This is a genomic window from Verrucomicrobiia bacterium (assembly GCA_035765895.1).
In the GTDB taxonomy this organism is placed as follows: Bacteria; Verrucomicrobiota; Verrucomicrobiia; order Limisphaerales; family DSYF01; genus DSYF01.
The window spans coordinates 26990-50113 of sequence record DASTWL010000009.1 but is presented as its reverse complement, the minus strand read 5'-3'; the positions used below and the strand labels follow the sequence as shown (position 1 = coordinate 50113).

20 protein-coding genes are annotated in these 23124 nt (G+C 61.9%); 9 read left to right on the top strand and 11 right to left on the bottom strand.

The window, feature by feature from the left end:
- Positions 1–17: 17 nt before the first annotated feature.
- The 6 genes from VFV96_01875 to VFV96_01850 all read right to left on the bottom strand — a co-directional run bounded on the left by VFV96_01875 (position 18) and on the right by VFV96_01850 (position 5667).
- Complete coding sequence (locus VFV96_01875) at positions 18–422, bottom strand: BlaI/MecI/CopY family transcriptional regulator (protein HEU5069140.1); 405 nt, start codon at positions 420–422, stop codon at positions 18–20.
- Between the two features lie 161 nt (positions 423–583).
- Entirely contained in the window at positions 584–1360 is a 777-nt protein-coding gene (locus tag VFV96_01870; GenBank protein HEU5069139.1) for a succinate dehydrogenase/fumarate reductase iron-sulfur subunit, read from the bottom strand.
- Positions 1361–1388: 28 nt separating this feature from the next.
- Positions 1389–2027: an ORF6N domain-containing protein gene (locus VFV96_01865; GenBank protein HEU5069138.1), complete on the bottom strand. Its 639-nt coding sequence runs from the start codon at positions 2025–2027 to the stop codon at positions 1389–1391.
- 54 nt (positions 2028–2081) lie between these two features.
- Complete coding sequence (locus VFV96_01860) at positions 2082–4043, bottom strand: fumarate reductase/succinate dehydrogenase flavoprotein subunit (protein HEU5069137.1); 1962 nt, start codon at positions 4041–4043, stop codon at positions 2082–2084.
- Between the two features lies 1 nt (position 4044).
- Entirely contained in the window at positions 4045–4866 is an 822-nt protein-coding gene (locus VFV96_01855) for a succinate dehydrogenase cytochrome b subunit (protein HEU5069136.1), read from the bottom strand.
- Between the two features lie 138 nt (positions 4867–5004).
- Positions 5005–5667, bottom strand: coding sequence for an HAD-IA family hydrolase (locus VFV96_01850; GenBank protein ID HEU5069135.1), 663 nt, complete (start codon positions 5665–5667; stop codon positions 5005–5007).
- Positions 5668–5794: 127 nt separating this feature from the next.
- Here VFV96_01850 and VFV96_01845 point away from each other — a divergent pair, with 127 nt between their 5' ends.
- Positions 5795–8068, top strand: coding sequence for a Tex family protein (locus VFV96_01845; protein HEU5069134.1), 2274 nt, complete (start codon positions 5795–5797; stop codon positions 8066–8068).
- A 12-nt stretch (positions 8069–8080) separates the two neighbouring features.
- On the opposite strand, the gene VFV96_01840 is transcribed toward VFV96_01845, so the two are convergent.
- Positions 8081–10234 (bottom strand): prolyl oligopeptidase family serine peptidase, encoded by a 2154-nt coding sequence (locus VFV96_01840; protein ID HEU5069133.1) that lies wholly within the window; start codon positions 10232–10234, stop codon positions 8081–8083.
- Between the two features lie 124 nt (positions 10235–10358).
- On the opposite strand from VFV96_01840, the gene VFV96_01835 reads away from it, so the two are divergent.
- The 4 genes from VFV96_01835 (at position 10359) to VFV96_01820 (ending at position 16224) form a co-directional block, all read left to right on the top strand.
- Complete coding sequence (locus tag VFV96_01835; GenBank protein ID HEU5069132.1) at positions 10359–11363, top strand: amidohydrolase family protein; 1005 nt, start codon at positions 10359–10361, stop codon at positions 11361–11363.
- A 630-nt stretch (positions 11364–11993) separates the two neighbouring features.
- The gene (gene glnA, locus VFV96_01830) at positions 11994–13406 is read left to right on the top strand and encodes a type I glutamate--ammonia ligase (protein ID HEU5069131.1); all 1413 of its coding nucleotides are present in this window, start codon (positions 11994–11996) and stop codon (positions 13404–13406) included.
- Between the two features lie 427 nt (positions 13407–13833).
- Positions 13834–15195 carry a chromosomal replication initiator protein DnaA gene (gene dnaA / locus VFV96_01825; protein HEU5069130.1) on the top strand — a complete coding sequence of 454 codons (1362 nt, stop codon included), beginning with the start codon at positions 13834–13836 and terminating at the stop codon, positions 15193–15195.
- A gap of 48 nt (positions 15196–15243) precedes the next feature.
- The gene (locus tag VFV96_01820) at positions 15244–16224 is read left to right on the top strand and encodes an ATP-binding cassette domain-containing protein (GenBank protein HEU5069129.1); all 981 of its coding nucleotides are present in this window, start codon (positions 15244–15246) and stop codon (positions 16222–16224) included.
- Between the two features lie 41 nt (positions 16225–16265).
- Here VFV96_01820 and dusB read toward each other — a convergent pair whose 3' ends face one another.
- On the bottom strand, positions 16266–17405 hold the full coding sequence (gene dusB / locus VFV96_01815) for a tRNA dihydrouridine synthase DusB (GenBank protein HEU5069128.1): 1140 nt from the start codon (positions 17403–17405) through the stop codon (positions 16266–16268).
- A 62-nt stretch (positions 17406–17467) separates the two neighbouring features.
- Here dusB and VFV96_01810 point away from each other — a divergent pair, with 62 nt between their 5' ends.
- The 4 genes from VFV96_01810 to rnc all read left to right on the top strand — a co-directional run bounded on the left by VFV96_01810 (position 17468) and on the right by rnc (position 20339).
- Positions 17468–18034 carry a type VI secretion system tube protein Hcp gene (locus VFV96_01810; GenBank protein HEU5069127.1) on the top strand — a complete coding sequence of 189 codons (567 nt, stop codon included), beginning with the start codon at positions 17468–17470 and terminating at the stop codon, positions 18032–18034.
- Positions 18035–18077: 43 nt separating this feature from the next.
- Positions 18078–18839, top strand: coding sequence for a type VI secretion system tube protein Hcp (locus tag VFV96_01805; GenBank protein HEU5069126.1), 762 nt, complete (start codon positions 18078–18080; stop codon positions 18837–18839).
- 86 nt (positions 18840–18925) lie between these two features.
- Complete coding sequence (locus VFV96_01800; protein HEU5069125.1) at positions 18926–19552, top strand: hypothetical protein; 627 nt, start codon at positions 18926–18928, stop codon at positions 19550–19552.
- Positions 19553–19625: 73 nt separating this feature from the next.
- Positions 19626–20339: a ribonuclease III gene (gene rnc / locus VFV96_01795; protein HEU5069124.1), complete on the top strand. Its 714-nt coding sequence runs from the start codon at positions 19626–19628 to the stop codon at positions 20337–20339.
- Between the two features lie 12 nt (positions 20340–20351).
- On the opposite strand, the gene VFV96_01790 is transcribed toward rnc, so the two are convergent.
- The 3 genes from VFV96_01790 to VFV96_01780 all read right to left on the bottom strand — a co-directional run bounded on the left by VFV96_01790 (position 20352) and on the right by VFV96_01780 (position 22984).
- Positions 20352–21251, bottom strand: coding sequence for a PfkB family carbohydrate kinase (locus VFV96_01790; GenBank protein HEU5069123.1), 900 nt, complete (start codon positions 21249–21251; stop codon positions 20352–20354).
- Positions 21252–21494: 243 nt separating this feature from the next.
- Positions 21495–22139 carry a thiamine phosphate synthase gene (thiE, locus tag VFV96_01785; GenBank protein ID HEU5069122.1) on the bottom strand — a complete coding sequence of 215 codons (645 nt, stop codon included), beginning with the start codon at positions 22137–22139 and terminating at the stop codon, positions 21495–21497.
- Positions 22140–22156: 17 nt separating this feature from the next.
- Positions 22157–22984, bottom strand: a complete 828-nt coding sequence (locus tag VFV96_01780; GenBank protein ID HEU5069121.1) for a mechanosensitive ion channel family protein — start codon at positions 22982–22984, stop codon at positions 22157–22159.
- Between the last annotated feature and the right edge of the window lie 140 nt (positions 22985–23124).

The following is a 23124-nucleotide window of genomic DNA, read 5'->3' as shown; positions in this document are numbered from 1 at the left end:
CCATTGCAACAGGGTATTCATGATTTCTTTCCGGTTTTGCCGCGCGTCTTTTCGTGCTCGGCAATGAGTTGTTTGAGCTTGTCGAGTTCGTCCCGTGAAACATCCCCGGTTTCGAGCAGGCACTGAACCATCGGAGCCAGCGCACCGTTGAACGCGTGCTTCAGGGCGTAGAGCAGTTCTCCCCTTTGCGCCTGGGCGCGCGTCACAGCGGAACGGTAAAGTGTGACGTGCCGTTCCTTGACCGCCGTCAGCAGCCCCTTGCCAACCATGCGGTCCATGAGCGTGCGCACGGTGGAATAGGTCCAGGCCGTCTGTGGGTGAAGCCTTTCCTGAATGGCAGGAGCGGTGCAGGGTTCAGTTTCCCAGACGGCTTTGATCACCGCCCATTCAGCCTCGGTGAGTTCAACGGGTGCTTGGGGCATGGCATTTTTGCGTCAATGCAGGGAGCCTATCTCTACAACTGTAAAGATGACAAGCAGAATCTTTACAGATGTAGAGATGCCTGACCTCAGCCGTAAAAACGGAAAGCCCGGCACCAGTCAGTCGCCGGTGACGGGCCGTGAAAGTTGATTGGAAAATGAAATCAGCCAGCGCCACCGCCAGCGATTGCCTTGGGATCGCCCTTGAGCAGGGCAACGCCGTAATCGCGGTTCATGCGGGCGATGAAGTCGAGGCTGATTTCCTTCGGGCACACGGCTTCGCAACTGCCGGTCACCGTGCAGGCGCCAAAGCCTTCCCTGTCCATCTGCTCGACCATCGCCTTGACGCGCTTGTAACGCTCGGGCTGGCCTTGGGGCATCAAACCAAGGTGGGAAACCTTCGCGGCGACGAACAGCATCGCGCTGGCGTTCTTGCACGCGGCCACACAAGCGCCGCAGCCGATGCATTGCGCCGCATCCATGGCAAGGTCGGCATTTTCCTTCGGCACGGGAATCGAGTTCGCGTCCGGCGCAGCGCCGGTGCGGACGCTGATGAAGCCGCCCGCGTGCTGGATGCGGTCAAAGGCCTTGCGGTCCACGACGAGATCCATGATGAGCGGAAACGCCTTCGCGCGGAACGGCTCGACGCAGATGACGTCGCCGTCCCTGAAGCTGCGCATGTAAGTCTGACAGGTCGCCACGCCCTTGTGCGGTCCGTGTGGTTTGCCGTCAATGACCAGCGAGCAGGTGCCGCAGATGCCTTCACGGCAGTCGTGGTCGAACGCAATCGGCTCCTCGCCCTTGTTGGCTAGTTCCTCATTAACCACATCGAGCATCTCCAGGAACGACATGTTTTCGTTCAGCTCGGGCGTCTCGTAGGTTTTGAACTGACCGGGCGTGTTCCGGTTCTTCTGCCGCCAGACTTTCAACTTAACCTTCATAGGAAATTTGTGATTTACGATTTTTGATTTACGATTTGCGTGCCTTTACCCGGCCATTGACCTTGCCAGATCGGGGCATCGCGGTGTGAAAGCCGATTTCACGCTTCGGTTTCGACGCTTCCTTGTCACTCATCAGTTCGCGGATGGCGTCGAACACCACCTTGAACTGCTTGTCATACTTCGCCTCCAACGCCGCGAGCTTGCCGGACATCTCCGCGCTCGACGCCAGCATTTGCCGGAGCTGAACGAACGTCCGCATGATGGCGATGTTGACCAGCACCGCGCGCGGGCTGCGCAGGACGCTCGAAAGCATGGCGACGCCCTGTTCGGTGAAGGCAAAGTATGGCTTGCGCCGTCCGCCGTGGCCCAAACTTGAAATCACAAATTGTGATTTCAAGTTCCGTGGCTTTTGTTTGGGAATTTCGGGGGTTTCGGCGTTTGAAATCACAATCTGTGATTTCAAAACTGTTGCAACTTCCTGGTCGGAGAGCTGAAACATGAAATCCTCGGGGAACCGCTCTTTATTGCGCTGGACCGCCTGGTTCAATGTGCGTGTTTCGACGCCATAAAGTTCAGCCAACTCGAAATCCAACATCACCTTCTGCCCGCGCAGGAGCAGAATCCGGCGCTCAATGCGCCCGGCGGGGATGAGGTTGGCTTCGCTCATGGGTGTTTAACATCAGCAAACTTGAAGTCACAAATTGTGACCTCAAGTTCTACATCATTTATAGCTCCGCGTGCTCATGTGAACCTCCTCATACACGAGCGGTTCCTTGTTCAGAATCGGCGCCTTGTCGGGTGAACCGGCGTATTCCCAGCCGGCCACGTAGGCGAACTGATCGTCGCGGCGCTTCACGTCGCCGGGGTTGACGAGACCTTGCTTCACTTCGGGATCGGCCTGGGTGTATTGATATTCCTCGCGGAAATGGCCGCCGCAGCTTTCCTCGCGGTGCAACGCGTCGCGGCACATAAGTTCGCCCAGTTCGAGGAAATCGGCCACACGCCCGGCCTTTTCGAGGGACTGGTTCCATTCGCCTTCTTCGCCGGCCACCTTGACGTCCTGCCAATACTCTGCACGCAGTTCGGCGATCAACTTGATGCCCTTTTCGAGTCCGGCCTTGTTGCGGGCCATGCCGCAATATTCCCACATGAGTTTGCCGAGCTGTTTGTGGAAGCTGTCGGGCGTGCGCCGGCCTTTGTTGCCCAGCAGGCGTTTGGTGATGTTGCGGACGTTCTCCTCGGCTTCCTTGAAGAAACCATCGTCCGTCGCCGGACGCTTGCCCGGGCTTTGCGTCGCAAGATAACCGGAGATGGTCGCGGGCAAGACGAAATAACCGTCGCTCAAGCCCTGCATCAGCGCGCTGGCGCCGAGCCGGTTGGCGCCGTGGTCGGAGAAGTTCGCCTCACCGAGCACGAACAGGCCGGGCAGATTGCTCATCAAGTTGTAATCCACCCACAGGCCGCCCATCGTGTAGTGCACCGCCGGATAGATGCGCATCGGCGTTTTATAGGCGTCCTCGTTGGTAATTTCGTGATACATCGCGAACAGGTTGCCATAACGCTCGCGGACCTTGTCCTCGCCGAGACGCTTGATCGAATCGGCGAAGTCGAGATACACGCCCAGCCCGGTCTGACCGACGCCGCGGCCTTCGTCGCACACCAGCTTGGCCGCGCGGCTCGCGATGTCGCGGGGCGCGAGGTTGCCAAACGCCGCATACATGCGTTCGAGATAGTAATCGCGGTCCGTCTCGGGAATGTCCGCCGGGTTCTTCTGGCAGTCTTCCTTGCGCTTGGGCACCCAGATGCGGCCGTCGTTGCGGAGCGACTCGCTCATCAGCGTGAGCTTCGACTGGTAATCGCCGCTGACGGGGATGCACGTCGGGTGAATCTGCGTGTAGCACGGGTTGCCGAAGCACGCGCCGCGCTTGTAGGCGCGCCAGATCGCAGTCGCGTTCGAGCCGCGCGCGTAGGTGGCGAGGTTGAACACGTTGCCATAACCGCCCGTCGCCAGCACGACCGCGTCGGCGTTGTGCCGCGTGATTTCGCCGGTTTGGAGGTTGCGAACGATGATGCCCTTCGCGTGGCCGTCCACCACGACGAGGTCGAGCATTTCGGAATGCGTGTAAGACTTCACGCCACCAGCGGCGATCATCTTGTTCAACGCCGAATACGCGCCGAGCAGCAATTGCTGGCCGGTCTGGCCGCGCGCGTAGAACGTGCGGGAAACCTGCGCGCCGCCGAAGGAGCGGTTGTCGAGCAGGCCGCCGTATTCGCGGGCAAACGGCACGCCCTGCGCGACGCACTGGTCAATGATGTTGACCGACACTTCGGCGAGCCGGTGCACGTTGGCTTCACGCGAACGGAAGTCACCGCCCTTGATGGTGTCGTAAAACAGGCGATACACCGAGTCGCCGTCGCTCTGGTAATTCTTCGCCGCGTTGATGCCGCCCTGCGCCGCGACCGAGTGGGCGCGCCGGGGCGAATCGTGGAACACAAAGTTGTGCACGTCGTAGCCGAGTTCGGCCAGCGTGGCGGCAGCGGATGCGCCACCAAGGCCGGCACCCACGACGATGACCTTGTATTTCCGCTTGTTCGCCGGGTTGATGAGCTTGGTGGCGAACTTGTGTTTTTCCCACTTTTGCGCGAGCGGGCCGGACGGGGTGTTGGAATTCAGCGTGGCCATGTTATTTCGCCTCCTCGGAAGTAGCGGCCGGCGCGTTGGTGGCCGCCGGGGTGTCGGACGGTTGCCCGGCTGGGGCGGCTACGGACGCCGGCAGGCAGCACGCCAGCGGCGTCAGTCCATTCACGTAGCTTTTGCCGTAACCCGCCAGCACCGCGCCCGGCACGACCGCGTAGCCGAGAAACAGCACCACGGCCCAGATTTTGGCAGCCTGGCTGATCACCGGCCACCAGGCGTGGTTGCGCCAGCCGAGCGACTGGAACATCGCGCCGATGCCGTGACTCAGATGCACGGCCAGACAGCCGACGGCGAAAATGTAAAACGCCGCCACATACCAGACGCCGAAGCCGTAAACGACCATTGCATACACGTCGTGGCGTCCCTCGGCGTCGTGCAGTTGCGTGAAATCGATCCCGGTAAAGTTCACCGCCTTGGCGCAGACCGTGTAGTGCAGCAGATGAAACACGATGAACAACGCGATGACCGCGCCGCCGCCGAGCATCGTGCGCGAGGCCAGGGTGGAGCCGAACGGGCTTTTGCCGTGGCCGTATTCAACCGGCCGCGCGGCCTTGTTTTCGAGGCTCAAGGTCAACGCGGCCCAGACGTGCAGTGCGACCATGGCCAGCAGGCCCAGACGCGCGGGCCAGAGCAGTTCGATGTTGCTCTGCAAAAAGTGCGCGTAGCGGTTGAGCGCCTCGGGGCCGAGGAACAGTTGCAGGTTCCCGATCATGTGTGCCGTGACAAAAAGCACCATCGCCGCCCCGGTGACGGCCATGATGTATTTTTTGCCCAGCGTCGAACCAAATAATCTGGCTACGATGTTCATGCGTGGTGGATTTACGTCTTCGGAAGGCTTGGCAAAGCAAACGCCCCTTCTGACAACCTCGAAATTTAGCCACGCTGGCGAATCAGCGTCAACGCAGCGTTCGCGGTATAAGGCAATATGGTGCCGTCGTTATCGGCCCTAATCCCCCAATCGGCCGATCAGATCCGTCAGAGCACCGACCTCGTGGGCCGCCGCGGCCGCCGCCCGGCGTCGCACCCGGCAACCGACGGCACCCGCACTCTGAGCACCCGCCACGTCCATGATCGCGCTGTCACCCACGTGCAGCAGTTCCCCGGGCGCCACCCCCAATTCCGCGGCGGCCCGCCGAAACAGGCGCGCGTCGGGCTTGGTCGAGCCGAGTTCGCACGAGACGACGATGCTCGTGAAGAAGCGGGTGAGATCGAGCGCCGCCAGCAGCGGTCGCAGGCGATCGTCCCAGTTGGAAATCACTCCCAGTTTCACGCCACGCCGCGCCAACGCCTCCAGCGCCGGCAAAACATCATCGTAAAGACGCCACGTGTCGGCGTCGGCGAAACGGTCGAAAACCGCCGGAAAAAATGCCGCGGGCAAACGCGCGGCCTGTTCAGCGAATGTTTCACGGACGAGCGCGAACCAGCTCTCGCGCGAATAGTCAAAGCCTGACCGCGCTTTCCAGGCGCGGATGAAATTCTCCGTCAGCCGGTCCGGCGCCACGCCGTTCACGCCAAACCGCTCCGCCACCTCCGCATACACGTGGCCCACCGACGGCCACGGCTCGATGAGCGTGCCGCCAACGTCAAAGGTGATGGCGCGAATGGGCATGCGTTGCGGAGCCAAGTTGGCGGGGAACAAGCGTCGCCGTCAACGCCACGCGGATGTTTTCCGAGGTCCGCTGCCATTTCGTTTTACAGGCGCCGCGGGCTTCGCTATTTGAAGCAGCCCGTTGTTCATGAACGAAGCGCACATCCAAAAAATCGCCGGCGAATTGCAAGTTCAACCACGGCAGGTGGCCGCCACGGCCAGACTGTTTGCCGAAGGCGCCACGGTGCCGTTCATCGCCCGCTACCGCAAGGAAGCGACCGGCTCACTGGACGAAGTGGCCATCACCAGCATCCGCGAACGTCTCCTCGCGCTGGCCGAACTGGATCAACGCCGCACGACAATTCTGAAATCGCTCGAGGAACGCAACCTGCTGACGCCGGAATTGCAGGCCGCCGTGGCGGGCGCGGACAGCGTGACGGCCCTGGAGGACATTTACCAGCCCTACCGCCCGAAGCGTCGCACGCGCGCGACCATCGCCAAGGAACAGGGCCTCGAACCGCTGGCGGATTTGCTGTTCGCACAAGCGCCCGCGCTGGACCCCGAGCACGAAGCGCAGGCGTATGTGAATGCAGAAAAAGGCGTCGCTACGGCCGAGGTGGCGCTCGCGGGCGCGCGTGACATTCTTGCCGAACGCATCAGCGACGACGCCCAGGCACGCGCCAAACTGCGTGAATTGTTTTGGAACCAGGCCGTCGTCCGCTCCAAGGTCGTGCCCGACCAGCTGGAGGCGGCGGCGAAGTTCAAGGATTACTTCGACTGGAGCGAGGCGCTCGCCAAGATTCCCAGCCACCGCCTGCTCGCCATCCGGCGCGGCGAAACGGAGGGATTTTTGATGATGCGCATCACGCCGCCCGAAGAGGCCGTGTTGCCGCTGCTGGAACCACTGTTCGTCCGCGGCCGCAGCCCGGCCGCCGAACAGGTGCGCCTCGCCGTCGAGGACGGCTACAAACGCCTGCTCGGCCCGGCCATCGAGGTCGAAATGCGCCTTGAATCCAAGAAACGCGCCGACGCCGAGGCCATCCGGGTCTTCGCGGAAAACCTGCGTGAACTGCTCCTCGCGCCACCGCTCGGGCGCAGGAACGTGCTGGCCATCGATCCGGGATTTCGCACGGGCTGCAAGGTCGTCTGTCTCGACCGGCAGGGAAAGTTGCTGCACCACGAGGTCATTTATCCAACCGCCGCCTCCGCCGGCGAGGTGCGCGAAGCCGCGGAAGTCGTGCTGCGCCTCGTGCGGCAATATCAGCTCGAAGCGGTGGCCATCGGCAACGGCACCGCCAGCCGCGAGACGGAGACATTCGTTCGCGCGCTCAAGCTGCCCGCGAACATTCCCATCGTCATGGTGAACGAAAGCGGCGCCTCGATCTACTCGGCGTCCGAAGTGGCCCGCGAGGAATTCCCGACTCACGACGTCACGGTGCGCGGCGCCGTTTCCATTGGCCGGCGGCTCATGGACCCGCTGGCGGAACTGGTGAAACTCGACCCCAAATCCATCGGCGTCGGCCAGTATCAACACGACGTGGACCAGGCCGCGCTCAAGCGCAGTCTCGACGACGTGGTGATGAGCTGCGTGAACGGCGTTGGCGTGGAGTTGAACACGGCGAGCAAGCAGTTGCTCGGCTATGTTTCCGGGCTCGGCCCCGTGCTGGCGGCGAACATCGTGTCACATCGCAACGAAAACGGCCCGTTCAAGTCACGCGCCGAATTGAAGCAGGTGCCGCGCCTCGGGCCCAAGGCGTTCGAGCAGGCCGCGGGCTTTCTGCGCATTCGCGACGGCGAACATCCGCTCGACGCCAGCGCCGTCCACCCGGAGAGCTACGCCATCGTGGATCGCATGGCGCAGGACTTGAACTGCTCGGTCGGCGACTTGCTGCGGGACGCGGCGCTGCGGCAGAAAATCAAGCCGGAACGCTACGTCTCGGAAACCGTCGGGCTGCCGACGTTGAATGACATTCTCGCCGAGCTGGCCAAGCCGGGCCGCGACCCGCGCCAGCAGTTTGAAGTCTTCTCGTTCCAGAGCGGCATCGAGAAAATGGAGGATTTGAAGCCGGGCATGAAGCTGCCGGGCATCGTAACCAACGTGACGGCGTTCGGCGCGTTTGTGGATATCGGCGTGCATCAGGACGGCCTCGTCCACGTGAGCCAGCTCGCGGACCGGTTTGTGAAGGATCCGGCCGAAGTCGTGAAGGTGCATCAAAAGGTCATGGTAACCGTGATGGAAGTGGACCTGCCGCGCAAACGCATCGGGCTTTCCATGAAGGCCGCACCGCAAATCGGTGCGCCGGCCGGGCGCATCGCGGGCGGCGGTTCCAGCGGCCCGCGCCCGCCCGCCAAGCCGGCCAAGCCGCAGCCGGTGGATTGGTTCACCGAAGCGCTGAACCGGGGCAAGACCGGGCGCAACTGAGCGGGGCGCTGCTTACGGCTGGCGTCCGGCGAACGGTTCGCCCATCCCGAGATTCTTCGCGAGGAAGCTCAGGATGTCGGTGGTTTCTTCAATCAGTTTGGTGGTGGGTTTGCCTGCGCCGTGCCCGGCCTTGGTTTCGATGCGGATCAGCACCGGCTGATGGCCTGCCTGATCGGCCTGCAAGCGCGCGGCGAACTTGAAGCTGTGCGCCGGCACCACGCGATCGTCGTGATCCGCCGTGGTGATCAATGTCGCGGGGTATTTCACCCCGGGCTTCAAGTTGTGATACGGCGAGTAGGCGTAAAGCGCCTTGAACTGCCCCGGATCGTCGGAGGAACCGTAATCCGACGCCCACGCCCAGCCGATGGTGAATTTATGGAAGCGCAGCATGTCCATCACGCCGACCGCCGGCAGCGCCACGCCAAAGAGATCCGGCCGCTGCGTCATGCAGGCGCCGATGAGCAGGCCGCCGTTGCTGCCGCCCTGAATCGCGAGCTTCTTCGGTGACGTGTAGTGGTTGGCAATTAACCATTCCGCGGCACCGATGAAGTCGTCGAAGACGTTTTGCTTGTGCAGTTTCGTCCCGGCCTGGTGCCATTCTTCGCCGTATTCGCCGCCGCCCCGCAAGTTTGCCAGTGCATAAACGCCGCCCATTTCCAGCCACGCAATGCGGCTGACGCTGAAGCCGGGCGTCAGGCTGATGTCGAACCCGCCGTAGCCGTAAAGGAGCGTGGGATTCTGGCCGTCGAGCCGGAGGCCGCGCTTGCTGACAATGAACATCGGCACGCGGGTGCCGTCCTTGCTGGTGTAAAAGACCTGCCTCGTCTCGTAGGCATCGGCGTCGAAATCCACCCTGGGCTGGCGGAACACGGTGCTCTCGCCCGTCGTCAGGTCGTAGCGGTAAATCGTTCCCGGCGCGGTAAAGCTGGTGAAGCTGTAAAACGTCTCGGTATAATTCCGTTTGCCTCCGAAACCGCCCGCTGTGCCCAGTCCGGGCAGGGCCACGTCATGGGCGAAGGTGCCGTCGAGCCGGAATACCTTCACCGCCGTATGCGCGTCCTTGAGGTATTCGGCCACAAATTGATTGTTCAGGACGCTGACGCCTTGCAGGGTTTCCGCGCTTTGTGGGATGACTTCGCGCCAGTTCGCGCGCGCCGGCTGCGTCACATCCACGGCGATGACCCGGCCGCGCGGCGCATTGAGATCGGTCTTGAACCAGAACACCGGACCGTCGTTGCCGACGAAGTTGTAGCTGGCGTCGAAATCCATCAGCAGCTCGACCACCGGCGCGCCCGGCCGGGTGAGGTCCCGGTAAAGCACGCGGTTCTTCGGATCGGTGCCTTCGCTCACGGTGATGATGAGGTAGCGCCCATCTTCCGTGACATCGCCGCCAAAACCCCAGTCGGGTTGGTCCTTGCGCTCGTAAACGAGTTCATCCGCCGACTGGTCCGTGCCGAGCTTGTGAAGATAGAGCTTTTGAAATTTGTTCACGCCGGTCAGCGCCGCGCCGGGCTTGGGCGCATCGTAACGGCTGTAGAAAAACCCGCTGCCGTCCTTGAGCCAGGACGCGCCGCTGAACTTCACCCATTGCAGATGGTCGGGCAGATCCTGCCCGGTGCGCACGTCACGGACTTTCCATTCATTCCAATCCGAACCCGCCGTGGCCAGGCCGTAGGCCATCCGATTGCCGTCCTCGCTGATGGCGATTCCGGCCAGCGCCACCGTGCCGTCCTTGGACAACGTGTTCGGATCGAGCAGCACCCGCGGTTCGCCGTTCAGGGAATCCACGGTGTAGAGCACGCTCTGATTTTGCAGGCCGTCGTTGCGCGAGTAGAAATACCGGTCACCGGCCTTGAAGGGCACGCCGTAGCGCTCGTAATTCCACAGACTGGTCAGCCGCGCCTTGAGGGCGGCGCGGCCCGGAATCGCGTTCAGATAGGCGAACGTCACCTTGTTCTCGGCCTCGACCCACGCCTTGGTTTGCGGCGAGTTGTCATCCTCCAGCCAGCGATAGGGATCCGCGACGAGCGTGCCGTGGTAATTGTCCACGACGTTGGTGGTGGGCGTGACAGGATAATGCAACTTCACAGTCCGGGAGTAGGTGGCGCAACCCGCGGCAAAAGCGGTGGCGGCCGCGACGATCACACTGCGTTTCCAAGTGAACATGCGCCCACGATGCCGGCTGGCCGGACGGCGGTCAAATGAGGAACACCGAGGATGCCCGGCGACCACCACGGCGACCAGGAAAATTCGGTTGTCCCGCCCTGCATGGCGTCGGCAACCTGTCGCCATGCAAACGCCCGCCGCGCCGCCCCCGTCAATCAAGCCGCTGGATTTTCACGTCCACATCGTCGGCACGGGCGCCAGCGGCACCGGCTGCTGGCTGCGCGTTCGCGGCTGGCATCGGCCTCTGGCGGCCCTGATGCTGCGGCACGCCGGCCTGCCAGCCGACGCCTTCGACCGGAATTTCGACGCGCTCTACGTCGAGCATCTGCTGGCCCAGATCCGCCAATCATCCTTGGGCGGAGCGCTCATTCTGGCGCATGACGAGGTTTACGACGAACGCGGCCGCAAACTGCCGGACGTGGGTTCGTTTTATGTGCCCAACGACTACGTGCTGCAGCTGGCGCGCGAGCACCCCGAATTTCTGCCCGCCGTGTCCATTCACCCCGCCCGGCCCGACGCGCTCGACGAACTGGAGCGCTGCCTCGCCCAAGGTGCGGCGGCGATGAAATGCCTGCCCAATTGCCACAACATCGATTGCAACGACCGCCGCTTCACCAAGTTTTGGGAACGCATGGCGGCCGCCGGCCTGCCACTGCTGGCCCACACGGGCGGCGAACACACAGTGCCCGTGGTGCGGCCGGACCTGGCGAATCCCGCCGTGCTGCGCCTGCCCTTGGAATGCGGGGTCACGGTCATTGCCGCGCATTGCGCCACGAAAAGCGGCCTGACCGATCCGGAGTATTTTTTCACCCTGTTGGAAATGTTCAACCATCACCCACGGCTCTACGGCGACATCAGCGCCTTCAACGTGCCCTTGCGCGGACGACACGTGCGCACCTGTCTGAAGCCGGAAGTGGTCGGGCGGATGGTGCACGGCAGCGATTACCCGGTGCCCGTGGAAGGGCTGTGGGCGTGGCTGCGTGGCTTCGTTGACTGGCGGGCGTGGCGGCAATCCCGGCGCCAGCCCAACGTCCTGGAGCGGGATTACCAGCTCAAAGTCGCCATGGGTTTCCCGCCGGAGGTGTTCACGCGCGGCTGGTCGCTGCTGCGGCAGACCCGGCAAAGTTGAATCCGTAAAAACAAAAACCGGGCCAGACAGCCAGAGGGTGGCTGAAAGGCCCGGGGAATTTTCGATTAGTTCAACAGCAGGATTTCGGAGAACATCGACGCCGACCTGAACTATTAATACGGCGCCGAAATCTTAAAAATCTTCAAAGAACACCCAGCTTCTTGCTGGCCTCATATTTTCCCTGCTGAATACGCACGTAACAAATCATAGCCACTTATTGCCGTCAAGTCCGCAAGAAAGGTATTATCGAAACATCTAACATGGATAAGCTATAAGGACCCGTCGCCGCACCGAATGAGCCGGCCCCCACTTAAATTGGTCTGCCGGGCAATGGCCGCCACCGGAGCGCGGCAAGGACAAGCCCGGATGCGCCGGCACATTCGCGGTCTGCACATTCCTGTTTACTCGCTTCCCGGCCGGACTAGTATCACCGCATCCACCGTCCGATGAAAATGAACGCAGCCCTCCGCGAGCCTTGCAAGCTGGGCGAAATCACGCCGGCCGGGACAGGAAAAGTCGTTGAGGCATGGCCTTTATTTTCCCCACGGACACGGCGGTCCGGGCCCGAAACAACCCGCAGGCAAACCTCCGGCTTTTGCCGCAACCACGAATAAATGGAGCAACCACATTATGAGCACCCCCAAATCAGTCATCGAAATGGCCAAGCAACACGGCGCAAAAATGGTGGATATCAAGTTCGTGGACACCTTTGGCACCTGGCAGCACTTCTCCTGTCCCATCGCGGAATTGACCGAGGAGGTCTTCGCGGAGGGACTGGGTTTTGACGGCTCGTCCATTCGCGGGTGGAAGAGCATTGAAGCGAGCGACATGCTGGCCCTGCCAGACCCGGCCACGGCATTCATCGATCCGTTTTGCTCCGTGCCGACGCTGAGCCTGACCTCCACCATCGCGGAAACGGGCACCAAGGAACCCTATTCACGCGATCCACGCGGCATAGCGCAGAAGGCCGAGAAATACCTTCTCTCCACTGGTCTGGCCGACCAGTCATTCATGGGGCCCGAGGCGGAATTCTTCATTTTCGACAACGTGCAATATGACTCGCGCAGCAACGGGTCATTTTACTCCGTGGAGAGCGACGAAGCGGTGTGGAATACCGGACGGGACGAGATGCCGAACCTTGGTTACAAAATCCGCCACAAGGAAGGGTATTTCCCCGTCGCCCCCGCCGACACGCAGCAGGACATCCGGACCGAAATGTGCCTGATCATGGAGGAACTCGGCGTCAAAATTGAGCGCCAGCACCACGAAGTCGCCACCGCCGGTCAGGCGGAAATTGACTACCGCTTCGACACCCTCGTGCGCGCCGCCGACGCGATGATGGTTTACAAATACGTCGTCAAAAACGTCGCCAAGCGGCATGGCAAGACGGCGTGCTTCATGCCCAAACCCCTCTTCGGCGACAACGGTTCCGGCATGCACACGCACCAGTCATTGTGGAAAAAGGGCAAACCGCTCTTCGCCGGCAATGAATACGGCGGCCTCAGCCGGATGGCGCTCTATTACATTGGCGGCCTGCTCAAACACGCCAAGGCCCTGTGCGCACTGTGCAACCCTACGACGAACAGCTACAAACGCCTCGTGCCCGGCTTCGAGGCACCCGTGAACCTCGCCTACTCCGCCCGCAACCGCTCCGCCGCCGTGCGCATCCCGATGTATAGCGACAGCCCGAAGGCGAAGCGCATCGAATATCGCCCGCCCGATCCGGCCGCGAATCCCTACCTCGCCTTCGCGGCGCTGCTCATGGCGGGCCTGGACGGCATCGTCAATAAAATCGAACCGGGCGAACCGCTGGACAAAAACATCTACGAGCTGCCTCCCGAAGAACTGAAGCAGGTGCCCAACGTCGCGGGCAGCCTCGGCGAGGCTCTGGATCACCTGGAACGCGATCACGACTTTTTGCTCAAGGGCGATGTGTTCACGCGCGACTTTTTGGAGATGTGGATCAGCAGCAAGCGCAAGGAGCACGACGCGCTGCGCCTGCGGCCGCATCCCTACGAGTTCTCCATGTATTACGACGTGTGAGCCCCCAATGTTTCCACGACAGGCGCCCCGGCAACGGGGCGCTTTGACGTTTCAAAATATCATTTCAGGGCCGGATTTATTGATGAACGCACGGTGTGAATAACTCGTGAACAACAAAAAATATGTTGTCCTCGTCTCCCCCGTGTCCTTCTCCTAGATACTCATTGGAGATCAGAACTGAGTTCCCAGCGCGCGGCCGTCTCGTTTCAACCAGCCGGCCGCCTGTTTTTTCAAGAATCTAAAACATTGTTTTTGAATGACTTACAACCAAGCCGTGAAAGCGACCGCAAGAATCCCGATGCCGCCGAAAGCTTTTTTCTGGCCCGGGTGCGATTTGATGGTAAAACGACAAACCGAATGACGTGTTACATCCGTGTAAAGTGGCAAGGTGAATAAAACGGTCGAAAACAAGGCTTAAGGGAGGCAAATGCAGGTTTCAGCAGACAAGGTATGGGGCGCGGCGCAGGCTCAGTTGAAGGCCATGTTGAGCGCCGACATTTTCAATCTTTGGTTCGCGCCGTTGCGGGCCGTCTCGGTCGATGCCAACGCCATTGAACTCGAGGTCGCCAACGATTTCTGCGAGGTCTGGCTCAAGGACAACTACATGGGGCTGCTGCAGGACGTGCTGGCGGTGGCCTGCGGCAAACGGCTGGACGTGAAGTTCAAGGTGTCCAACACCCCGCCGCCGCCCGCCCATGCTCACGCCATTGCCGCGCCCGCCAAAGCCCGGACCGACACCGCAGCGGAAAAGTCCGGCCTCAACGGGGATCTCGCCTTCAATCCCAAGAACACCTTTGATTCATTCGTCGTCGGCAACAACAACAACTTCGCCTACGCCGCCGCGCTGGCCGTCGCCCAGTCCCCCGGCAAGGCCTACAACCCGCTGTTCCTGTATGGCGGCGTCGGGCTCGGCAAAACGCACCTGCTGCACGCCATTGGCCAGCACGTGGTCGGCGCCAAGAAAAACGCGAAAGTCGCCTACGTCTCCTCGGAAAAATTCACGAATGAATTCATTGACGCGCTGCAAAACAACCAGCTGGTGAAGTTCCGCAAAAAATACCGCCAGACGGACGTGCTGCTCATCGACGACATCCAGTTCCTGGCCGGCAAGGAGCGGATTCAGGAGGAATTCTTCCACACGTTCAACGCGCTGCACGAGGCGCACAAGCAAATCGTCCTCACGTGCGACCGGCCGGCCAGCGAAATCCAGGGGCTCGAACACCGGCTGGTGTCCCGCTTCGAATGGGGGCTGGTCACCGATCTGCAGCCGCCGGACGTCGAAATGCGCCTCGCCATCTTGAAGAAAAAGGCCGACGTGCTGGGCGTCAAACTGCAGGATGACATCCTTGATTTTCTGGCGCACCGCATCCGGAGCAACATCCGCCGCCTCGAAGGCGCGTTGATCCGCGTCGCCTCGTTTGCCTCGCTGACGGGCCAGAAGCTCAATCCGGAAGTCGTGGAAGGATTGCTTCGCGAAGTGCTGCACGAGGAAGGCCGCTTCACCATCAACATCGAAAGCATTCAGAAGAAGGTGGCCGAGCACTTTGACATCCGGCTGGCCGACATGACCAGCAAGCGCCGCCCGGAAAACATCGCCTTTCCGCGGCAGATCGCGATGTATCTTTCGCGCCAGCTGACGGAAAACTCCCTCAGTGCCATCGGTGAAGCCTTTGGCGGCCGCGACCACGGCACCGTGCTGCATGCCTGCCGGCTGGTGAAGGACCGCATGGAAGTGGACTCCGGCGTCCGACAGGTTGTCCATTACCTCGAAAAGCAGTTGATGCGCTGAAGCGGGTTCCGCGCTCGACATTGACCGTTTGATTTTGACACTGCCGTCATGCCGGTCATCGAAGTCAACGGCCTGACCAAATCCTTCCGCACCTACAAGAAGCAGCCCGGCTTCGCCGGCGCGGTGAAGGGGTTGTTCCGCCGCCAATACGAACAGCTTTTTGCCGTCAAGGACGTCAGCTTCCGCATCGAACCCGGCGAACTCGTCGGCTTTCTCGGCCCGAACGGCGCGGGCAAGACCACCACATTGAAAATGCTGGCCGGCCTGCTCTATCCCACCAGCGGCACCGCCAGCGTTCTGGGGCACGTCCCCTGGCAGCGGCACGATGATTACCGCCGCCAGTTCGCCCTGTTGCTCGGCCAGAAAAACCAGCTCTGGTGGGATCTGCCCGCACGCGAATCCCTCGATCTCAACGCCAAAATCTACGGCATCTCCGATCGCGAACGCGACCGCATCGTCGGCGAAATGACCGAACTGCTCGGCGTGGCGGAAAAGCTCAACGTCCAGGTGCGCGAACTCTCGCTGGGCGAGCGCATGAAGATGGAATTGATCGCCTCGCTGCTGCACCAGCCCAAGGTGTTGTTCCTCGACGAGCCGACCATCGGCCTCGACGTCGTTTCCCAGAAAACGGTGCGCGAGTTTCTGCGGGACTACAACGCCCGGCACCGCACCACCATCCTGTTGACCAGCCATTACATGGCCGACATCCAGGAGCTTTGCGAACGCGTGATCATCATTGATCACGGCGTGATTTTCTTCGATGGCAAGCTGGAGGAAATTGTGGACCGCTTTGCGGATTTCAAACTGCTGACCGTTCACTGCGCCGGCGCCGCCGATTGCGCGCCGGAATCGCTGGCCAGGTTCGGCGAAGTCGTCGAACAAAACGCCAGCAGCATCAAGCTCAAGGTGAAACGCGACCGCGTCGTGCCGGTGTGCAAGGCGCTGCTTGATGAACTGCCCGTGCAGGATCTCGACATTGAGGAAGTGCCGATTGAGGACGTCATCCGGCGCATCTTCGCGCGGCAGTGAAACGTGACGCGTGCCCCGGCTTTCACGCATCACGCATTACATCACCACACCTCGACCGGTCCCTTGGGCACCGGTATGGCCTGGCGCGGCGCTTCGCCCGGCTCCTGCATGAAGGACGCCACCATCGGTGCCTGGCGGAAGCGCGGGAGGAGTTCGCCCTGTTCGTCCACGAATTGCGCGCGCCAGTTCAGGTAATGGGCCAGCGTCACCTCAAAATCAGTGCGGGTGGAAATCAGCACCACGCGCTTGTTGAATTCGGCGGCCGGACCAAAACGTTTGGCATACCACGGCGCAATCTTGCGGAACATCCGGCAGCCCAGTTCCTCGCCAAACACGTCCACCATCAGGTCGAAATGCCGCCGCAGCACGCGCACGCGCTCGGCAAACGGCGGTTCGGGCAGCAGTTCGCCGGTGGCGAGCAGGTGCTTCGTCCGCTTGAAAATCCACGGATCGTAAAAGGCGCCACGGCCGACGCTCACCCCGGCGCAGCCGGTTTCCTCGAGCATGTGCTTTGCGGCCACAGGCGTCGTCACGTCGCCGTTGCCGATGACGGGAATCCGCTTCACCGCCTGCGCCACGGCGCGGATGCCCGCGAGGTTGACGGTGCCGCTGAAACCTTGCTGCCGCGTGCGACCATGAATAAAAATCGCCGCCACGCCCACGTCCTCCAAGGCGCGGGCCAGATCCGGTGCGGTGATGTTGTCATCGTCCCAGCCCAGGCGCATTTTCGCCGTCACGGGAATTTTCACCGCATTGACCATGCCTTTGACGAGGGCCGCGGTCTTGTCCAGCTCGGTCATCATCGCCGACCCGCCGCCCACCTTGACCACCTTCTTCACCGGGCAGCCCATGTTGATGTCGATGGCATTGACGCCGCGGGCTTCGAGCACCTGCGCGGCATCCCGCATTTCTTCGGGAACGGAGCCGAACAATTGCACGGCCAGCGGATGATCCGCCGCGTTGGTCTCGATCAATTTGAACGCCTTCGCCCGTTTCTCCAGGAGCGAGCGGGCGTTGACGAGGTCCGTGGTGCACAACCCCACGCCGCCGACCTCGCGCACAACGAGCCGGAACGGCAGGTTGGTGTAACCCGCCAGCGGCGAGAGGAACAGGTTGGATGTCAGTTGGAGCGGTCCGAACTGCATGGCGGCGAAGCATACCGTGTTTCCGCCCGGATGCACGGACGGAATGTCCGGTCGGACAAAGGCTTTACAATTCAACGCCCGCTGTTAAACGAAAGCTCATGAAGACCATTTCATTTCGGCATGCGCTGCTCGTGGCCGTGGCGGGACTGTTGCTGACCGTCAGCCGGTCCCAGGCCGCCTACGACGCGTTTCTGAAAATTTCGGGCATCACGGGCGAATCCACGGACCCGGCACACACCAATGAAATCCCTGTGTTGAGTTTTTCGTTTGGCATGTCCAATCCGGCGACCATCGGCAGCGGCGGCGCGGGCGGCATCTCCGCGGGCAAGGTCAGCTTTTCCGACCTGAACATCATGAAGACCGTGGACGCGGCCTCGGTCCCGCTCGCACTCGCCTGTGCCCAAGGCACCCATTTCTCCACCGTGACGTTGACCTTGCGGGATCAATCGGGAGGACAGGTGGAATTCTACAAGGTCAAGCTCACCGAGGCGCTCATCACCAGCGTGCAAACCAGTGGTTCGGCCGGCGGCGACAACCGGCCCACCGAAAGCATCTCGATCGCCTTCCAGAAGATCGAATGGACTTACCAGCGCGTCAGCAACGGACAGGCCGTCGGTGCGCCCGTGATTGGCTCCTTCGATCAGGCCACAGGCACGGTCAATTAAACGGATGCGAAGCGTGAATCGTTTCTGGCGCAAATGGCTCCGTATGGCAGGGCTGCTGTCGGGGCTGGCCACAGCGACCGTGCCCCACGCTGCCCGTGCGGATTGGGCGGGCTTCCTGCAACTGGACCGCGTGACGGGCGAGGCGTCGGAGACAAATCATACCGGCTGGATTGACGGCATCCAGATCACCTCCTCGGGCCTCCACGCCACGAATTCGCCGTTGAGCGGAGCCGCCCGGGCCGAACAGTGGCCGCTGCAACTCATAAAATTCCTGGATGCGTCCTCGATCACGCTGGCCACGAATTGCGCCGCCGGCACCCGGATCAAGTATGGGGTTCTCGATCTGGCGAACACCAACGGCACCGGCGCCAGCCTGTTGCGTTTGAACCTGACCAACCTGCTCGTCACCCAAATCAGCGAACAGGGCGCCGGAGGCGGGAACCGCCGGCCGATTGAGCAGGTGTCGCTGCTCACCGAGGTCACAAGCTGGCGCTACGTGCAGGTCCGGCCGGGCAGTGGTTTGCCGCGGGAGTATTTCAACGGCTTCTGGAATTTCGCCAGCAACAGCGGCGGCAGCCAGAATCTGCCGGCCGTGTTCGCGGTGACCGGCATTCGCAAAACGACTGGCGTGGAACTGTCGTGGAACGCCGTGGCCGGCGAGAAATACAGGCTCTACGCCGCCACCAGCCTCACGGCGCCCTTTGCCATCGTCACCGACGTGACGGCCGCGAACACCGGTCCGCTGGCCTACACGATGCCGGCCACGTATCCAGCGTTGTTCTTCACGGTGGAGCAACTGCCTTGACGCGGACATGGCCCGCAGAATTGAGGGTTGCCGCCCCTGCGCCCTTCGCGATAATCAAAGCCGGTCCAGTGGCCTGATCTGAATTCATGAACGAGTGGAACATCCAGTCCCGCGCCCACGCCTGCACGGCGTGCGCCCAACCGTTTGCCGACAAGCAGAATTATCACACCGTGCTGTTTGAGGAGCATGCCGAGTTCCGCCGCCACGATCTGTGCGAGGCCTGCTGGCAGCGCGACTTCGGCACGGACGTCCGGGAACGCAAGGGATTCATCTCGCACTGGCAGGGCACTTACGAGGCGCCGCCCCCGCCCACGGAAGTGGTGCCCAAGGAAAATGCCGAAAGCCTCCTGCGCAAGCTCATCGCGCAGAACGATCCAGCCCACGCACCCGCCGCCTACATCCTCGCCGTGATGCTGGAACGCAAGCGCCTGTTGAAAATCAAAGAGCAGTTCAAGCGTGAGGGACAGCGCATCTTTGTTTACGAACACCCGAAAACCGGTGACGTGTTCACCATTGCCGACCCTGATCTGCAATTGAACCAGCTCGAGCAGGTGCAGCGGGATGTGGCCCACCTGCTGGAATATGGCTTCACGCCCCCCACCGACACCGGCAGCCAGACGGTTGAGCCGGAGCCGCGCACGCTACCACAGGTCGGCCCGGAAACCGTCGTGGCGGAAAACTCCACACCGGCTGATGAATCCAGAACGGCGTGAACTCCGCCGGCCGCGCCCTGACGGGATGTTCGGGGTTGCATGGAGGCGGTTGAATGTTTTCCAATAGCGACGCATGTCTGATCTGAGCGCACTCCAGACCCGGCTCGGCTACACGTTTCGGAGCGTGGAATTGCTCGCCCTGGCGCTCACCCATCCCAGCGTCGCGCACGAAGCCGGTTCGCATATTCAGACCAACCAACGGCTGGAGTTTTTGGGCGACGCGGTGTTGCAGCTTATTCTGACCCACTCGCTCTACGAGAAATTTCCGAATTACGGCGAAGGCCCGCTTACCAAGGCCCGCGCCACCCTGGTCAACCGCCGCCAGCTGGCCCAACACGGCCGCGCCCTCGGCCTGCATGAGCACATCCGGTTGAGCCGCGGCGAGGAGCAAACGGGCGGACGCCACCGGGCCTCGGCCATGGCCGACGCCTTCGAGGCCGTCGTGGGCGCCCTGTTTCTGGATGGCGGGATTGAAGCCGCCCGCGCCTTTGTGCTGGCCGAGTTTGCGGCCTACGTGTCGGATCTCGCGTCGCTGCCGGTCATCGACAACCCGAAGGGCGAGTTGCAAGAACTCCTGCAAGCCACGTCCGCCGAGGCGCCGCAATACCAGCTCGTCTCCGCCAGCGGACCCGATCACGACCGCGTCTTTGAATGCACCGTGCTGCACGGCGGCCGGGAACTGGCCCGTGGCACGGGCAAGAGCAAGAAGGAAGCGGAGAGCGCCGCCGCCCTGACAGCGTTTCGCCTGCTGGTCGCACAGCAAAAATCAGGCGGCGCCGCCGCTTGAGCCGCGCACGGCTCAGACGCTCGCCAGGCGGACCAGCTCCTTCACCCGCTTCTCGATGTCTGCCCGCGTCGTGCGCGTGGTCCGCGTCAGCCCGAACCCTTCGCAGCAGAACGAGGCGGTGACGCTGCCATAAACCATGGCGCGCCGCAGGTTTGTTTCGATCGGCCCCTTGGAGCCGGCCAGATAGCCCATCAAGCCCCCGACAAACGAGTCCCCCGCCCCGGTGGGATCCACCACTTTCTTCAGCGGATAGGCCGGGGCAATGAAGAGGCCGCCGGGCCCGGAGAGAATCGAGCCGTGCTCGCCTTTTTTGATGATGACGTATTTCGGCCCGAGCTTGTGCAATTTCGGCAACGCCGCCACGACATTGTCCTCCTTCACCAGCTGCTGGGCCTCGCTGTCGTTCAGGACGAACAGGTCCACCCGCTTGAGCAGCCGCAGCAGGTCCGACAGCGCGATGTTCAGCCAGAGATCCATCGTGTCCGCGGCGATGAATCGCGGACGGCGCATTTGGTTGAGCACATGATGTTGCAGGGCCGGCGCGATGTTCGCGAGCAGCACAAACGGCGCGGTGCGGTATTCGTCCGGCAGGTCGGGCGAAAAGGTTTCAAAAACGCCCAGCTCCGTGGCCAGCGTCCGCCGCCGGTTCATGTTCAGCTCGTATTCGCCCGCCCAGTGAAACGTCTTGCCGGGTTTCACCTGCAAACCCGCCAGGTCCAGGCCGTGTCGCTTGTAGAGCGTCGTGTATTTGCGGGGAAAATCCTCGCCCACCACGCCCACCAGACTGACGTCGCTGAAAAAGCTCGCCGCCACCGCCGCGTGGCTGGCGGAGCCGCCCAGCAGCCGTGGATTGGATGCCTTCGGGGTTTTGATCGAATCCAGGGCCGTCGAACCAACAATCAATACGCTCATGAGTAATAATCCAAATCGAGTTGCAAAGGCGCGAAGCTAAAAAAAGACGGGGCGACTGGAAAGCGAAAGGTGTTGCGTGCGGGGCGTCAAAACTAAGGACTAATCGTCTGGCGCTTGTATTTGCCGGTAGTGTCGGGGTCCTCGTTCGTAGGCTCCCAAACTAGCCAGAACAGCACTGCTGTAACAACCAGCGTCAAAATAACAAAGATCAGGATTTGAAAATTCCTTTTCACGGAATGTGCATCATGTGTCGCCCATCCTCGCCCGAAACTTCCGGCACTCCGCCGCAATATCTGGTGCGTTGAGAATCGCCGAGACCACACAAACGCGCCGCGCCCCCGCCGCCAGCACGGCATCCAGAGTGCTGAGATTGATGCCGCCAATGGCGAACCACGGAATGTTCACATGCCGAGCCGCCCAGCGCACGTAATGGAGCGTCACCGGTTTGGCGGTGGGTTTGGTTCCCGTCGGATACACCGGACCGATGGCCACGTAATCCGCGCCCGCGGCCACGGCGCGTTCACATTGCACCGGGGCGTGCGTCGAAAGCCCAATCCGGGTTGTGGATTGCGGACCCCGGATTTCATCCACATGCCGGTGCCCCGTGTCGAAAAAATCCTCCTGCCCCAGATGACAAATCTCCGCCCCGACTTCACGCGCCACGTCGAGGTGATCATTCACGACGAACCAGACGCCGGCCCGTTGCGTGATGGAATGAATGGCTCCGGCTATGCGGCGCACATCTGCGGGCGGCGCATTCTTGGCGCGCAACTGGATGACGTCCGAGCCGCCGTCGCACAGCTGCTGCGCCACCCCTGCCGGATCGCGCCCGTGCAGGTAGGCCGTGTCCACAAACGTGTAAAGCCGGCAGTCGGCAAGCGGTTTCATGGGCGCAAGCGGACGGTTCAGGCGGCCGGATTCAACAGCCGCACTTCGCGTTGCGGGAAGGGAATCGCGATGCTGCGCATCCGGAATGCCTCGACGATGGCCTTGTTCACCTCGCCCCCGGCGGCAATGTAATCCGGCACATTCACCCACGGACCAACCTGGATGTTGATCGATGAGTCGGCAAGGGTCACGACGCGGATCACGGGCGCCGGTTCCTTGAGCACGCGCGGGTTCTGTTGCAGCACATCGGCCACGACGGCGAGCGCCGCGTTGAGGTCGGTGTTGTAAGCCACGCCCACGGTCACGTTGAGCTGCCGGATCCTGCCGTAGTTGTGCATGATCTCGCCCACGATCTTGCGGTTGGGAATCACCACCAGCGACAGGTCCGTGTGACTGAGCTTGGTCGAAAAAAGTTGAATCGCCTCGACGCGTCCCTCGACGCCCACAATCGAAACGTATTCGCCGACGCGGAACGGCTTGGTGAAAATGATGGTCAGCCCGGCGGCCAGGTTGCCGAGCACGCCTTGCATGGCCAGCGCGATGCCCGCCCCGGCGACGCCGAGTCCGGCAATGAGCGGCAGCAGTTGGACGCCGAGATTCTGCAATGCCATGACGGCGAACAATCCCATCACAACCACCCACAGCACCCGCAGGAGCAGGTCGCGCACCGGTGGTTCCATTTCGAGTCTGCTCAACCACCGGCTCACGACGCCAACCACCCAGCGCGCCACAAAAAAGCCCGCCACGAGAATGAGGATGGCCGTAACGACCTTCGGCCCAAACTCGATGCTCATCTGAACAATCTTCTCCTTGGCCTGTTGCAGCACGGCTAGTTCATTGGTCATAACACAATCCGGATTGAGGTTGTGCCGGTGGTCGATTCAGCCGGCCAGCGCAGCATAGGAAACCGGCCCGCGCGCACAAGCCGCATTCGCGGGCGCCGCCGATGACCGCGAAATGGCTTCCTCCGTTGCCCGGCGCCGCT